A 15,475-nucleotide genomic window follows, 5' to 3' on the forward strand; every position below is an offset into this window, starting at 1 on the left:
GGACATCGCGATGTATTCGGGGCGTATAGTCGGAATGGCTTTGCTTGGCGCAATGCTCGGGACCGCGGCAATAGGTGCCGCCCAGGCGGCGGAGCCGCCGCTGAAGGTCGGCTTGCTGGAGGACGTCTCCGGCGATCTCGCCTTCATGGGCATGCCGAAGCTGCACGGCTCGCAGCTCGCGGTCGAGGAGATCAACAAGAGCGGCGGCATTCTCGGCCGGCAGATCGAGTTGATTCACCTTGATCCCCAAGGTGACAATGCCCGCTATCAGGAGTTCGGCCGGCGGCTGCTCAATCGCGACAAGGTCGACGTACTGATCGGCGGCATCACCTCGGCCTCGCGCGAGGCGTTGCGTCCGATCGTCGATCGCACCACCACGCCGTACTTCTATACGAACCAGTATGAAGGCGGTGTCTGCGACGCCAGCATGATCAGCATGGGTGCGGTGCCGGAGCAGCAGTTCTCGACCCTGATCCCCTGGATGGTCCAGAAGTTCGGCAAGAAGGTCTACGTCATCGCAGCCGACTACAATTTCGGGCAGATCTCCGCGGAGTGGAACCGCAAGATCATGAAGGACCTCGGCGGCGAGGTCGTAGGAGAGGAATTCATCCCGCTCGGCGTGTCGCAGTTCGCGCAGACGATCCAGAACATCCAGAAGGCGAAGCCGGACTGGCTGCTGACGATCAATGTCGGTGCGGCGCAGGACTCGTTCTTCGAGCAGGCTGCCGCGGCCAACCTCAACCTGCCGATGGGCTCTTCGATCAAGATCATGCTCGGCTTCGAGCACAAGCGGTTCAAGCCGCCGGCGCTCAACAACATGCATGCGACCGCGAACTGGTTCGAGGAGATCGATACCCCCGAAGCCAACGATTTCAAGAAGCGCTGGCACGCAAAATTCCCCGATGAACTTTACATCAACGACATGGGCTACAATGCCTACAACGCGCTCTACATGTACAAGGCGCTGGTCGAGAAGGCGAAGTCGACCAAGCTCGAGGACATGCGCAAGGTGATCGCAACCGGCGATGCCTGCATCGACGCTCCCGAGGGCAAGGTCTGCGTCGACCCGAAGAGCCAGCATACGTCGCACCGCATGCGCCTGATCTCGGTCGGGCCCAAGCACGAGGTGACGGTGGAGAAGGACTACGGGACGATCCAGCCGTACTGGCTTGGCGAGATCGGCTGCGATCTCACCAAGAAGAACGACAAGGATCAGTACACGCCGAGTCATCTCCCCAGCAAATCGTGATGCGCGCAGGCACGAATCTTGCTCGTGTTGTGCGTCACGACTTCGAACCGAGCCGGCGCCGCAATGATGCGGCGCCGCGATCAGGGAGACCGGAATGTCGGCTGAACTCTTCTCGGTATTCTATCAGTTCGCCGATGTCTTCGCGTTCCTGATCCTGTCGGCGGCGGGCCTTGCCATCGTGTTCGGCATGATGGGCGTCATCAACATGGCGCATGGCGAGTTCATCATGTGCGGCGCGTACGTCACCGTGGGGCTCGTCAACCTCGGCGTCCCGCTTCCGATTGCCCAGATCCTTGCTGCGCTGACCGCGGGGATCATCGGCATGATCGTCGAGTACCTCGTCGTGCGGCGCTTCTACAAGCGTCCGCTCGACTCGCTGCTCGCCACCTGGGGCCTCAGCCTGATCGTGACGCAGTCGATGCTGCTGATCGTCGGCTCCGCGGTGCGCGGTATCGGCACGCCGGAAGGAAGCTTTGCGATCGGAGGCTACACGTTCTCGACCTACCGGCTGGTGCTGTTCGGCTGTGCTGTGGCCGTGCTCGCCGGTCTCTACATCATCTTCATGAAGACGCGCTTTGGCGTGATCGCGCGCGCCACGATGCAGAATGCGGCGATGGCCAAGGCGCTCGGCGCGCGCACCGGGCGGATCTATTCCATCAGCTTCGGCATCGGCACCGCGCTTGCGGGGCTCTGCGGCGCGCTCTACGCGCCGACCATGACGCTGATCCCGACCATGGGAGCGACCTTCGTGGTCGAGAGCTTTGTCACCGTGGTGATCGGCGGCGCCAATGTCCTGCTCGGAACTGCGCCGGCCGCCGTGTTCCTGGCGATGATCCGGATGGCATTGAATGCCAGCTATGGGCAGATCATCGGACAGATCGGCATGCTGTTTGCAGTCATCCTGATCATACGTGTGCTGCCCGAGGGGCTATCCAGCGTGCTGGTTCGTCGTGGGCGCTAGACGGGAATTTCTGATGTTCAAGCTGCTCGAGGGCCCGCAGACGCTCGGACGCGGGAAGATCTTCTGGTCCTGCTTCCTCGCCGTGCTGGCGGGGGCACTGATCTATCCCCTGTTCGCTGATTCCTATGATGTCGGCAATTTCGCCTACTTCCTGATCTGGATCTTCATGGCGCTCGGCCTCTGCCTGATGTGGGGCTACGGCGGCATGCTGTCGTTCGGCCAGACCTTCTTCTTCGGCATCGCCGGCTACGGCTATGGCGTGCTGGCCATCAATATGGGCGGGGGAACGACCACGATCGCGGCGCTGGTTCTCGCCGTGGTCATAGCGATGATCGCGGCCGGGATCCTCGGCTACTTCATGATTTGGGGCGGCATCAGTGGGATCTTCTTCGGCATCGTGACGCTGTCGGCGACGCTGGTGCTTGCCTTCTTCCTCGGGCAGACGGCGGGGCCGGAATGGCATATCGGTCCGGCCCGGCTGAACGGCTTCAACGGCATGAAGGGGATGGACCCGCTCACGGTCGGCGACTTCGACATCGAGGGCTCGGCGCTCTACTACGTCATGATCGCGTTGATCGTGATCGTCTACATCGCGCTGCGCATGCTGGTGAACTCGAGCGTCGGCAACGTGATCGTGGCGACGCGGGAAAATCCGCAGCGCGCCGAGATGCTCGGCTACGACGTCCGCAAATATCAGCTTCTGACCTTCGTGATCGGTAGCGGGCTCGCAGGCCTCAGCGGTGCGCTGTACACGTCCTGGGGGCAGTTCATCACGCCATCGAGCATCGGCCTGCCGGCGGCGGCGATGCCGATCGTGTGGGTGGCCTTCTCCGGACGCAACGATCTGACTGCGACCCTGGTCGGATCGTTCCTGCTGCTGTTCGGTTTCCAGACCATCACGGTCTACAGCCAGCAAGCGGCGCTGGTGCTGATGGGCGTGCTGCTGCTCGCCACCGTGATGCTGGCGCCGCAAGGCTTCGTGCTCGGCATCGGCAAGCTCGTTGTCGATTGGTGGACGCGGCGTCGGCGCCGCGATGGGGCCCCCGCGCTGGCCGATACCGCCCGCCTGCAATCGGATGAGACCTGAATCATGGCGTTGGTCGACGTAAAAGGCGTATCGAAACGTTTCGGTGGATTGACCGCCGTCTCCGATGTCGACCTGACGGTCAATGCCGGCGAGGTGCACTGCCTGATCGGGCCCAACGGGGCTGGGAAGAGCACGCTGTTCAAATTAATCGTCGGGCTCTATCCGCCGACCACGGGCAGCATCTTTTTCGACTCGATCGACATCACCGCCGAGCGGCCCTACGCGCGGGTGCAGCGTGGCATGAGTATCAAGATGCAGGCGCCGAGCGTGTTCAAGGAGCTGCCGGTGCGACAGAACATCCAGATCGCGCTGCAGGAACGCATTTCGGGCGCGGAATGCCGTGATGAAGAGGAGCGGCTGCTCGCGTTGCTCAATCTCGCTGACGATAGCGGCAAGCTCGCCGGTGCGCTGTCGCACGGCCAGCAGCAATGGCTGGAGATCGGGATGGCACTGGCGCTGCAGCCGCAGCTGCTGCTGCTGGACGAGCCGACCGCCGGCATGTCGCCGGAAGAGACTTTCAAGACCGGCGAGCTGATCAAGTCGTTCAATGCCGAGGGCATGACCGTCCTGGTCGTCGAGCACGACATGGCGTTCGTGCGTCAGGTCGCCCAGCGCGTCACCGTCCTGCATCTTGGCAAGATTTTCGCACGCGGCAGCCTCGAGGCCATCCTGGAAGACGAGAAGGTCGCTGAAATCTACCTGGGTAAGACCCATGCCCACTGATCGCATTCTGGAGGTGTCGGGACTTTGGGCGGGCTACGGCGCGACGCCGATCCTGCAGGGCGTCAGCATGTCGGTCTCGCGCGGCGAGATCGTCGGCGTGATCGGCCGCAACGGCGTCGGCAAATCGACCCTGATGCGGTGCCTGATCGGTCTGCTGCAGACCTGGCGCGGCACCATCAGCTTCATGGATCAGGATGTCACGCAGCTCGAGGCCGATGCGCGGGCGCGCGCCGGCTTCGGCTACATCCCGCAAGGTCGCGACGTGTTTCCGCAAATGAGCGTCGAGGAGAATTTGCAGGTCGGCGAGTTGATCGGCGGACCCGAAGGCAAGAAGCTGCCGGAGCTCGTCTACGAGTATTTTCCGCGCCTGAAGGAGCGCCGGCGCCAGATCGCGGGCACCATGTCGGGCGGCGAACAGCAGCAGCTTGCGATCGGCCGCGCGTTGATCGGAAATCCGGTGCTGATGATCCTCGACGAGCCGTCCGAGGGCATCCAGCCGTCGATCGTGCAGCACATTTGCGAGGCGCTGAAATCGTTCCGGGCGGAGCTCGGGACCACGATCGTGTTCGTCGAGCAGAACCTCGACACCATCCTGGAGATCGCGCAGCGCTGCTACATCATGGAGAAGGGCAAGATCACGCGATCGCTGGCCGGTGAGGAGGTCAACGCGGACAACGTTCGCGCACAGCTGTTGCTGTGATCGACCGCGCCATGCGGTAAGGATCATTGCGTTGCATAATTGATAATAACGGAGGGAATGGACATGGATCTCGGACTCAAGGGAGCGAAGGTTCTCGTTACCGGCAGCACCAAGGGTATCGGCAGGGCGATCGCCGACACGTTCGCGGCCGAGGGCGCCAATGTCGGCATCTGTGCGCGCAATCAGGGCGACGTCGACGCTGCGGTCACCGCGCTCAAGGCCAAGGGCGTTGCGGCGTTCGGTAGTGCCGTCGACGTCTCGAACGGGCCGGCCCTGAAGGCCTGGGTCGCCGACATGGCGTCCAAGCTCGGCGGCATCGATGTCGTGGTCGCCAATGTCAGCGCGCTGTCGATCGGGCAGGACGAGGAGAGCTGGGAGAAGGAATTCTCCACCGACATGATGGGGACGGTGCGCCTCGTCAACGCGGCGATGCCGTATCTGGAGAAGAGCGGCGCCGCCGCGATCGTCACGATCTCGAGCGTATCGGGACGCGAGGTCGATTTTGCCAGCGGTCCTTACGGAACGTTCAAGGCGGCGATCATCCACTACACGCAGGGCCTCGCCTACCAGCTCGCGGCCAAGGGCATCCGGGCCAATTCGGTGTCGCCGGGCAACACCTACTTCGAAGGTGGTGTCTGGAACATGATCAAGGACGGCAATCCCGAACTGTACAAGACCGCACTGGCGCTCAACCCGACCGGCCGCATGGGCACGCCGCAGGAGATGGCGAACGCCGCCGTGTTCCTGGCGAGCAGGGCGGCGAGCTTCATCACGGGGACCAACCTCGTGGTGGACGGCGCGTTGACGCGCGGCGTCCAGTTCTAGGCGGGTCGCGCCGTCAGCGGAGTCGCGAGATCGCCGCCCGCGGCGGCGGTCCAGACAGGCATTTTCCGATAGCAGCAGGGCGTCAGATGTCAGCGGATTCATTGCACTACAAATCCATCACCGAGATCTCCGAGCTCATTCGCCGCAAGGAGGCGAAGCCCTCGGAGATCACCGAGGCGATGCTGAGCCGGATTGCGAAGCTGGACGGACAGTTTCACGGCTATGCGCTGGTCCTTGCGGAGCGGGCGATGGCCCAGGCCAAGCAGTACGATGCGGAGATCGCCAAGGGCATCTGGCGCGGCCCGCTGCATGGCGTTCCGATCGGGCTGAAGGACCTCTGCTACACCTCGTTTGCGCCGACTGCCGGTGGCACCACGATCCACGCGAAGTTTGTGCCGTCCTTCAATGCCACGATCGTGGACCGGCTCGAAGTTGCCGGCGCGGTGACGCTCGGCAAGCTGAAGATGACGGAGGGGGCCTACACCAGTCACCATCCGGCCGTTCAGGCCCCGCTCAACCCGTGGAATGTGAACTACTGGGTTGGCTCCTCGTCGACCGGATCGGGCGTCGCGACCTCGGCGGGGCTCTGCTACGGCTCGATCGGCAGCGACACCGGCGGCTCGATCCGCTTTCCGTCGGCGACCTGCGGGTTGACCGGGATCAAGCCGACCTGGGGGCGGGTCAGCCGGCACGGCGTCTTCCCGCTGGCCGACTCGCTCGATCACGTCGGGCCGATGTGCCGGAGCGCTGCAGATGCCGCGGCGATGCTCGGCGTCATCGCGGGTGCTGATATCAACGATCCGACCGCCCTGCGGGCTCCGGTGCCGAACTATCTGGCCGGCATCGGCGACGGCATAAGAGGCCTCAGGATCGGCGTTGACCGCAGGTACACCCAGGAGGGCATCGATCGGCAGGTCGTGACCGCGCTGTTGCAAGCCGAACGCACGCTCGCCGCGCTCGGTGCCGACATCCACGAGGTGCATTTCCCGCCCTATCAGAAGCTCGTCAGCCAGTGGATTGCGATGTGCTCGGTGGAGACGGCTGAGGCGCATCTCGACACCTACCCATCGCGCAAGTCGGAATACGGGCCCGACCTCGCGCAGCTGATCGAGCAGGGCCGGGCGACGAGCGGCGTCGATATTGCGGCCATCCATCATGAACGGTTGAAGTTCAGCGGCAGCCTCGCCGCCATGTTCGAAGATATCGACCTGCTGCTGATCCCGACGATGCCGGTGCCAATCCCGACGCTCACCAAGATGAGCGAATACGGCGCCGACCCCAGCGTGCTCCTGAGCATCCTGCGCTTTACGGCGGTGTTCGACTTCTCGGGCAGTCCGACCATCACGCTGCCGATGGGCATGGCCTCGGATCAGATGCCGCTCAGCATGCAGCTGGTCGGCCCGCATCTCTCCGAGGACGTTCTGGTCCGCGCCGGCGCCGCGTTCCAGTCGGTGACGGATTGGCATACGCGGCGGCCGCCGATCGAATAGGGGCCGCTAGCCGGTCTTGTCGACGTTCCAGAACAGCGGCACCGGCGCGCGGACGATGTCCTTCAACGCCTTGCGCGTCGCGGCCGGTTGATTGTACTGCCCGGTCGGGACGTGGGTGACCACCTCATAGGCGCGTGCCTGGATCTTGTCGGCCAGCGCCTTCTGGTCCGGCGACGCCGCGGTGCGGGCAAAGCTGTCGCGCAGCCGCTCGAGTTCGGCGTCCTCGACCCAGCCGAAGAAGCCGCCGTTTTTGCCCTTGCCGTTGACGCAGGCATTGCCGATCGGATTGACGAGGTCGGCGCTGGCCCAGGTCGAATGGTAGAGCGACCAGCCGCCCTCGGCCGGCATCGACTGTTTGGCGCGTCGCGCCACCACCGAACCCCAATCCATCGCGAGCAGGTTGACATTCATGCCGATCGAACGCAGCGCCTCGGCGGTGACCGTGCCGAGCGCGGTGATGATCGGGGCGTCGGTCGCGTGCAGGATCGTGATCGGCTCGCCCTTGTAGCCGCCCTGCTTGAGCAGCTCCCTGGCTTTCGCGGTGTCCGCCTTGGTCGACCAGCCGACCGCGCTTTCGAACGGCGTGCCGGCGACGAAGATCGCCGGCGTGATCTTGTAGCAATAGGGATTGCCGATCTGGGTGTCGAGCCAGTCCTTCTGGTTCACCGCGTGCAGCACGGCTTGCCGGATCTCCGGCCGGTCGAACGGCGGCACCAGCCAGTTCATCCGGCACATGCCGGAGAAGCCCAGCGTGTTGTAATCGGTCAGCTCGACATTGGAGGCGCGCGCGAGAATCGGATGATGGTCGTGCGGCGGCACCTCGAAATAGTCGATCTCGTCGTTGACAAGCGCGTTGGTCGCGATCTGGAAGTCCGGCACGCTGATCCATTCGTAGCGGCCGATCTTGACGACCTTGCCGCCGCCGGTGCCGTCGGACGGTTCGTCGCGCGAAACGTAGTCCGGGTTCTTTTCGTAGGCGGCCTTGACGCCGGGCTGGAATTCCGCCGTCACGAAGCGGAAAGGTCCGGAGCCGACGTGATCTGATATGGCCTGGTCGGCGGGCGTCGCGGCGATCCGCGCCGGCACGATGAAGGGCACGTTGGCGGTCGGTTTGCCGAGCGCCGCCAGCACGAAGCCGCACGGCTCCTTCAGCACCATGCGGAAGGTGCGCTCGTCGATCGCCTTTAGCTCGGCGACGAATTCGAACAGTTTCTGGCCCATCGTGTCGCGCCTGGCCCAACGCTGCAGCGAAGGGATCACGTCGGCCGATGTCACCGCGCTGCCGTCATGGAATTTGAGGCCGGGCCGCAGGCGGAAGGTATAGGTCAAGTTGTCGGCGGAGACCTCCCAGGCCTCGACCATCTGCGGCTTGATCTCGAATTTTGAATTGGTCGAGAACAGCGTGTCATAGATCATGTAGCCGTGGTTGCGCGCGGTCCACGCCGTCGTCATGATCGGATCGGTGGCGCGTAGCGGCGCGTGCATGACGGCCGTGATCGTCTTCGAACTGGCCCGCGCGACGCGCGGCATCGCGATGCCGAGGCTTGCTCCCGCGCCGATCTGCAACAGACGGCGCCGGTTGATCGATGGTCCCATGATGTCCCCCTGTCGCAACCGGTCAGGCCTTGCCGGCAAGCCTGGCCGCGATCGCGCGATAGCCGCGCATCCACATGTGATCGAGATCGAGATCCATCGGCAGCGGCTGCGAGGAGACGCGCGCGATCACGGTCTCGTTGGTGGGATCGATGTAGATCCACTGGCCATGGATGCCGACCGCGGCAAACGGCGTTTCGCGCCGATCGAGCGTGTACCACTTGTTGCGGTAATTGCCGTTTGGAAACACCTTCGTCAGGTCGCCGCGCGACCAGGCCTCGGCATTGCCGTTCTGCCTGATGTCGTCGATCCACCAGCCGGGGACGACCTGTCGTCCGTTGCTGATGCCGTGATTGCGCATCATCTCGCCGAAGCGGGCGAGATCGCGCAGTGTCGCGCAGATGCCGCCGGCGACGCGGCCTGCGCCGCGTGAATCGACGGTGATGTAGGCGTCGTGCTCGGCGCCCATCGGCTGCCACAGATAGTGCGAGAGGATCTTTGCGTAGGACAGGCCGCAGGCGCGCTCATAGACCCAGCCGAGCACATCGGTGTTGGTCGAGACGTAGTGGAAGGTCTCTCCATGCGGTGCGCCGTTCGGCCGCAGCGTGCGCAGATAGTCGCGCAGATTGCTCGGCGGGACTGCAGGATCCGGCAGCTCCCAACCGGTCGAGCGCCGGTAGTTCATGACGTCGCCGTCGCGCGCCATGTAATCTTCGTCGAAGCGGATGCCGACGCTCATGTCGAGCAGATGCCGCACCGTGCAGCTGCCGCCATAGACCGAGCCTTCCATCTCCGGGATGTAGCGCGTAACCGGCGCGTCGGGGTCGAGCTTGCCGTGATCGGCAAGGATGCCGCCGAGCGTTCCGGCGACCGACTTGCTGACGGAGAAGATCAGGTGCGGGGTATCGGGCGTGAGGCCATGGGCATACCACTCGTACGCGACCTGTCCGCGATGCGACACCACGATGCCGTCGGTGTGGCTGGTGCGCAGCGCCTCGCCGACGCCGACCGTCTCGCCGCGCGGGTTGGCGAAGCTGACGTCGTCGAGATAGCGCGGCGCAAAGGACAGCGGCGCCGGCGCTGCGGCGCGCGCGATGTTCGCGGTGGGCAGCAGTTCGCGGACATTGCGGAATGCCCACTCGTTGAAGGGATGCTGACGCCAGTTGGCGAGCGTGACCTGTTCGTCGGCCGCCGACGGGAAGGCGGCCATGATGCGACGCGAATTCATTCTTGATCCAGCAATGACATCGGATGATGTGCGAAAGTTCCGCATGGCTCGCGTCGCTCGCAATCAACCGGATGGTGGAGGGGGCCGTTGGGTTACTTCGGCGTAACCGTTTCCCCGGATGTGCGCTTCGTGCGCTTGGCCCGCAATTTGCTTGACTATGGCCCGCGGCTGCCCCAGCGTGACGGGCATGCGGCGCGCAGACGTTCGCCATCGGGAAACATCGGGAGGTAGGTCATGATCGCGCTTCTGGGCCGACCGGATCCGGCAACCACGCAGGCCATTCAGTTCGCGCGCGGCATTCTCGAGGGGTCGGCGACCGCGTTCTACGAGGTCGACGGCAATTTGACCCTCAACCGCTTCGTGCTCAGCAGCAACGTGCCGCCGAGTTTCCACGATCAGTATCTTGCCGGCATGAACCGGCTCGATCCGTTGCATCCGCGCTCGGCAAGCAACCGGCCGATTGCACGGCTGAGCACAGCGCTCGACCAATGCGCGACCCAGGAGGCGGCGACCTATCGCGCCTTCGCCGGCCAATGCGGCGTCGCCGACATGATCGAGTTCTTCTTCCGCCGCAACGACCGCATCGTCGCCGGAATGAGCGTGCTGTGGGCGCCGGGCTGCGCGATCCCGGATGGCAGCATGCACATTGCGGAGAAGATCCACGACTACCTCGAGTTCAACCTGACCAGCCGCCTGTCGTCGAATGCCGACGAGCCGGCGCGCTTTGGCCTGACCTCGCGCGAGATGGAAGTCGTCGAACTCTTGTGCTGCGGCCGAACCAACCGCGAGATCGGCGAATGCCTGAACATCGGTCTCGCGACGGTGAAGACGCATCTGATCCATATCTTCGAGAAGCTCGGCGTCGAGACCCGCTCGGCTGTGGTGGCGATGATGTCGCGGCTGCATTGAGGCGCGGGCTGTCGATTACGAGTCCGCGGCACTTTCAGCACGTCGTCCCTGCGAAAGCAGGGACCCATACGCCGCGGCGGATGTTGTGAGGGGATCTGTCGTTCGGGCGTCGCTCAACAATGACTGCCTGTGGTTATGGGTCCCTGCTCCCGTGCGCAATTGCGCACTAGGCAGGGACGACGGTGAGGATGGTTCTACGCCAAGGCTTCGACGGGGTTTGTGGTCTTGGGCACGCCAGAGCTTCAGCGGAGGCGGCGAGCCGGGCGATGACACCGAAGAACATGCCAGCACACCGCTCCTTCCACGCGTCGTCCCGGCGAAGGCCGGGACCCATAACTACAGGATTGGGTTGGTGAGGAAAGCCGTGGCCCCAGCGTCGCGCAACAATTGAGATTTGGGGTAATGGGTCCTGGCTTTCGCCAGGACGACACCAAATTTGTTGCGCGGGTCCGTGAGTCACACATCCACATTCTCGCGACATGATTTGCCCGAGTCTTGCGCTTCGTTCCGCCCTCTCGCTTGAAGAGGGCGCAGGGAAAGCCGGGTGCCGATCGCACCCATGGGCCCCGAGCAATGGGTAGAAAGCTCGGGGGTAGGACCACAGGTGTAACCGGAAACAACCCGGCTTTCCCTGCGCGATGGGTTACGGCTTATACGTGCTCTCCCCGGTGAGACTTGGCTTTTTTGTCACCGCCTTCGCAAACGCTTGTGCGTTTTGCGAGAGGACACCTGCCGCTAGGGCGTCAGGCCTGCACGATTTCGCCGTCCGCTTCACGCGCACTCGTCAGTTGCGCAATCGGCGTCCACCGCATCTCGACCCACGTTCGTGACGACCGCGAAGCGCCCCTCGATCGGGCGAGACGGGTGATCTATAGCATTGAGTTGCGCTTCGGATAAAGCGAAATATTTTCACGCGCGGGGATTGACAGGTTTTTGCTGTGTTGCCCGTCGGGTTGATTTGTCGCATCCGGAATTGGGCGGGACCGTCGCTTCGTGGGCCCGAAGCGGCGATCCCTGATCGCGCGAGGTGCATGGTCGGGTGTGGGTAAATGTCGGCCAATCCGCACGACTAGGGACATAGTAGATCGACGAATGCACGCGGCAATTGCCATTCTGAGCTAGCCCCTGCGTAACAGATTTAGTGGCTACTGAATCCAGCGGCGCAAAAGTGGTAGCGCGGCGCAGCAATTGCGGTTCCTGGTGGATGGGATTCAGGAGAAAGGCGTAACGTCATGGCTGGAGGCTGGCCGCTACAGCCTCCGAAGCCGCCGTTAGCCCCAGCTCACCCCCTGAGCTGGGGCGCGCCGGAGCGCACGAAGGGTAGGCCAATCAGAGGCGCGAGCTGACTCTCGTCGTCGCGCCCTTCGACGCTGCCTTTGACTTTGCGCGCGTGGTCACGCCATGTCTGGAAGATGCTGCAATCCGGGTATGTCGCTTGCCGGCCAGCCTTGTGTGCCTTGATACCGTACGATGAGCAGCATACTCCCGACCATCGACCGGTGCGAGATGCGCGGGGTCTCCATTCAAATATGGACGTCCGACTCCGAACTGCTTTTCGTGCTCGTCGACCCATTTCCATAATCTCTTGGTCTCGCTTGCACGCTCCTCCTTGCTGCCGCCATTCATGCTGACGACGTCCGCGGCGAGCCCGTGACCATAGCCTCCACGCGAGCTGCCACCGTGATAAGATTTGTCATTTGCGGCCTTCAGCCCGTTTGCAATCGATTGGCGGTAGTCATCGCGGAATCCGCTTGTGATCCCGGGTGCCAGTCCGGCCTGTTCCGCTGCATGGAGCATATAGAACAGCTTTAGCTTGAAGGCTCGATCCATCCCTCCGATCACGTAATCCATCAGAGGCATGCGGGCTCTTTCTGCCGCCTTGGGGTCTTTCCATCCGAAGTCATTTTCGACCCGCTTCGGGAAGCTGCGTGTGACGGTGATCAGCTTGCGCTTCCGTTTGATGATCACGTCCCTTTTTTCGTACACGACGATCCAGTCGGTCTTCGGCGCGCGCATGTAAAGCGCGCCAAGGAACCGGTCGATGCACCTCTCGGCAACAAAGCATTCGTCCAGGACCAAGACTGTATCGACATTGTCCGGAGCGGCCTTGAGCGGGTCGGCAATGTCGGCGGTTTGAGAGGCCTGCTCGGTTTGCTTCTCGCTTGGCGTCATCGGCAGAGCCTCGGGCGACGCTCGGTCCGCGTCCGGCAATGCACTCCCGTTGGCATCGGATTGAGCAGACGGTTCGGATGCCGTCACCTGTCGGCTCGACTCCTCATTGGGCGACGCTGCGCGCACGTCGTGAACAACGGCGCAGCATGACAGTGAAACCAGAGACGAGGCAATGCGTAACCAACCAGCCCCGCAACCGAACCGACTTCGCCTGGCGCCATGAAGCGCTTTGAGAGATGACATCGGCATTGGCCGTCAACATAAGCGAAATTGATCAGGTAGCGTGCCACCGCGCTCCGGGCTTGGCAACCAGTTACCCACCGCGAATTTCTGCCGAGCACGCAACTATTCAGACAGGCCGAAAAAATTCCTCACGCGCAGGTTTGACAGGTTTTGCCCGGTTGCCCGCCGGATCAATTCGCCGCGTCCAAGAAGCGTCTAGCGGGATGACCATCGTCCGCATTCACCGATCCACCGTTAGGTGGATTGCCGCTCACGGCGCGGCCAGCCGAGAGTCCGCCAAGGACCGGTGTCGTATTCGACAATGTTGGCGAGCGGCTGCCGCTCGCAACATCAGAGGATTCGACATGCGTGATTTCATGGCCATCGGTCGTTCGGTGGCGGTTGCGGAGCGTGGCATGGCCGCGACCTCGCACCCGCAGGCGACGCTGGCCGCGGTCGAGATGCTGAAGGCCGGCGGCAATGCCGTCGATGCCGCGGTGGCGGCGGTCGCGGTGCAGGGCGTGGTCGAGCCGCAGATGACCGGGATCGGCGGCGACTGCTTCGCGCTGTATTCGCCTGACGCCGGCGAGCCGATCGCGCTGAATGGCTCTGGCCGCACGCCGGCCGCGACCGATGCCGAGAAATTTGCCGCATGCGGCGCGCGCGACATTCCGCCGACCGCGCCCGAGGCGGTGACCGTGCCCGGCGCGATCGATGCGTGGTGCAGGCTGGTCGCCGATCACGGCAGCAGGTCGCTGGAGGAGATCTTCCGGCCGGCGATCTCGGCTGCCGAGCGGGGCTTTTGCGTGACGCCGCGCGTCGCGGAGGACTGGCGCCGCTTCCGGGCCCGGATCGAGTTCGACGGCAATGCGGCGGCGCAGTTCCTGCCCGGTGGCAAGGCGCCTGAGGTCGGCGACATCCGTACGCAACCCGCGCTCGGCCGCACTCTTCGCCGGATCGCGCAGCACGGGCGCGACGCGTTCTACGCGGGCGAGGCTGCCGACGAGATGGTGGCCATCTTGCGCGTCCTGGGCGGCGCTCACAGCAGCGACGATTTCGCTGCCCAGACCTCCGACTATGTGCGCCCGATCTCGGCGCGGTACCACGACCACGACGTGGTCGAGTGTCCGCCGAACGGGCAGGGCCTGGCCGCGCTGATGATCCTGCGGACGCTTGCCGGCTTCGATGTCGGCAAGCTCGGAGAGGCCGATCGCATCCATCTGCTGGCCGAAGCGACCAAGGCCGCCTACCGCGCGCGCGACGCCTTCTTTTGCGATCCCGCCACCGGCAAGGTCGATCCGGCCGCTTTCCTTGCCGACGACTATATCGGGAGGATTCGTGGCAAGATCGACATGCGCCGCGCATCCGCGCCCGTGACCTGGGACGATATCGAGCACCGCGACACCGTCTATGTCACGGTGGTCGACCGCGACCTCAATGCCGTGTCGCTGATCAATTCGCTGTTCTATCCGTTCGGCAGCGGCATCTACGCGCCGCAATCGGGCGTGCTGCTGCACAACCGCGGCTGGAGCTTTCGCGCCAGGCCCGGACATCCGAATTCGCTCGGGCCGCGCAAACGCCCGATGCACACCATCATCCCGGGCCTGCTGCGCAAGGACGACAAGACCGTGATGTCGTTCGGCGTGATGGGCGGACATTACCAGGCGGCGGGCCATGCCAATCTGCTGTCCAACATCTTCGACATGCAGATGGACATCCAGGCCGCGGCCGAGGCGCCGCGTTCCTTTGCCTTCGACGGCGCGCTGTCGCTGGAGACGACCATTTCTCCAGGGGTACGCGACGACCTTCGCGCCCGCGGCCACGATGCGCGGTTCTCGGAAGAGCCGATCGGCGGCTGCCAGGCGATCCGCATCGACCATGCGAGGGGCGTGCTGTTCGGTGCCTCCGACCACCGCAAGGACGGCCTCGCGCTGGGCTTCTGAAGGGCGATGGGACTATATCGACTAACGGCCGCAACGGAACTGCGCTCCCTCGCCCCGTTCTTACGGGGAGAGGGTTGGGGTGAGGGGCTGTCTCCGCGCATCCGGCGATAGTGCGTTTGCGGAGGCTCCCCCTCACCCGGAACGCATCTACGATGCGTTCCGACCTCTCCCCGCAAGCGGGGCGAGGTGAAGCGGGGCCTGCCGCACGATTTGAAATGAAGTCACCGCGCGCTAGGCGCCGCGCCGCCCGCATCGCGGCAGGCGGCGGAGCATCCACCGGACGGTGGATTGTTCCAAATGCCGACATGCCGAACGTTTGGCCATCATGCCGGCGTCGTGCGCGGTTCAGCCCTGTGCACCGCACGGTGAGAGG

12 protein-coding genes are annotated in these 15,475 nt (G+C 64.0%); 9 read left to right on the forward strand and 3 right to left on the reverse strand.

Annotated elements, in window-relative coordinates; all coding sequences use genetic code 11:
• The first annotated feature begins 34 nt into the window (after positions 1 to 34).
• The 7 genes from IF803_RS01500 to IF803_RS01530 all read left to right on the forward strand — a co-directional run bounded on the left by IF803_RS01500 (position 35) and on the right by IF803_RS01530 (position 7,035).
• Positions 35 to 1,249 carry an urea ABC transporter substrate-binding protein gene (locus IF803_RS01500; RefSeq protein WP_461191013.1) on the forward strand — a complete coding sequence of 405 codons (1,215 nt, stop codon included), beginning with the start codon at positions 35 to 37 and terminating at the stop codon, positions 1,247 to 1,249.
• Between the two features lie 94 nt (positions 1,250 to 1,343).
• Complete coding sequence (locus IF803_RS01505; protein ID WP_018270848.1) at positions 1,344 to 2,210, forward strand: ABC transporter permease subunit; 867 nt, start codon at positions 1,344 to 1,346, stop codon at positions 2,208 to 2,210.
• A 13-nt stretch (positions 2,211 to 2,223) separates the two neighbouring features.
• Complete coding sequence (locus IF803_RS01510) at positions 2,224 to 3,297, forward strand: branched-chain amino acid ABC transporter permease (RefSeq protein ID WP_461191014.1); 1,074 nt, start codon at positions 2,224 to 2,226, stop codon at positions 3,295 to 3,297.
• 3 nt (positions 3,298 to 3,300) lie between these two features.
• The gene (locus IF803_RS01515; protein WP_225647398.1) at positions 3,301 to 4,020 is read left to right on the forward strand and encodes an ATP-binding cassette domain-containing protein; all 720 of its coding nucleotides are present in this window, start codon (positions 3,301 to 3,303) and stop codon (positions 4,018 to 4,020) included.
• Positions 4,010 to 4,720: an ABC transporter ATP-binding protein gene (locus IF803_RS01520; RefSeq protein WP_461191015.1), complete on the forward strand. Its 711-nt coding sequence runs from the start codon at positions 4,010 to 4,012 to the stop codon at positions 4,718 to 4,720. The genes IF803_RS01515 and IF803_RS01520 overlap by 11 nt, the downstream gene beginning before the upstream one ends.
• A 63-nt stretch (positions 4,721 to 4,783) precedes the next feature.
• Positions 4,784 to 5,545, forward strand: a complete 762-nt coding sequence (locus IF803_RS01525; protein WP_431017017.1) for an SDR family NAD(P)-dependent oxidoreductase — start codon at positions 4,784 to 4,786, stop codon at positions 5,543 to 5,545.
• An 86-nt stretch (positions 5,546 to 5,631) separates the two neighbouring features.
• On the forward strand, positions 5,632 to 7,035 hold the full coding sequence (locus IF803_RS01530; RefSeq protein WP_461191016.1) for an amidase: 1,404 nt from the start codon (positions 5,632 to 5,634) through the stop codon (positions 7,033 to 7,035).
• A gap of 6 nt (positions 7,036 to 7,041) precedes the next feature.
• Here IF803_RS01530 and IF803_RS01535 read toward each other — a convergent pair whose 3' ends face one another.
• Both IF803_RS01535 and IF803_RS01540 read right to left on the reverse strand, forming a co-directional pair.
• A complete protein-coding gene (locus IF803_RS01535; protein ID WP_461191017.1) occupies positions 7,042 to 8,631 on the reverse strand; it encodes an ABC transporter substrate-binding protein in 1,590 nt (529 codons plus the stop codon).
• 22 nt (positions 8,632 to 8,653) lie between these two features.
• Complete coding sequence (locus IF803_RS01540) at positions 8,654 to 9,856, reverse strand: serine hydrolase domain-containing protein (RefSeq protein WP_461191018.1); 1,203 nt, start codon at positions 9,854 to 9,856, stop codon at positions 8,654 to 8,656.
• 234 nt (positions 9,857 to 10,090) lie between these two features.
• Here IF803_RS01540 and IF803_RS01545 point away from each other — a divergent pair, with 234 nt between their 5' ends.
• Positions 10,091 to 10,765 (forward strand): helix-turn-helix transcriptional regulator, encoded by a 675-nt coding sequence (locus tag IF803_RS01545; protein ID WP_016845730.1) that lies wholly within the window; start codon positions 10,091 to 10,093, stop codon positions 10,763 to 10,765.
• A gap of 1,329 nt (positions 10,766 to 12,094) precedes the next feature.
• Here IF803_RS01545 and IF803_RS01550 read toward each other — a convergent pair.
• On the reverse strand, positions 12,095 to 13,024 hold the full coding sequence (locus IF803_RS01550) for a D-alanyl-D-alanine carboxypeptidase family protein (protein WP_461191019.1): 930 nt from the start codon (positions 13,022 to 13,024) through the stop codon (positions 12,095 to 12,097).
• A gap of 500 nt (positions 13,025 to 13,524) precedes the next feature.
• Here IF803_RS01550 and IF803_RS01555 point away from each other — a divergent pair, with 500 nt between their 5' ends.
• Positions 13,525 to 15,102: a gamma-glutamyltransferase family protein gene (locus IF803_RS01555; protein ID WP_461191020.1), complete on the forward strand. Its 1,578-nt coding sequence runs from the start codon at positions 13,525 to 13,527 to the stop codon at positions 15,100 to 15,102.
• Positions 15,103 to 15,475 lie beyond the last annotated feature (373 nt).

The organism is Bradyrhizobium sp. UFLA06-06 (assembly GCF_054820065.1).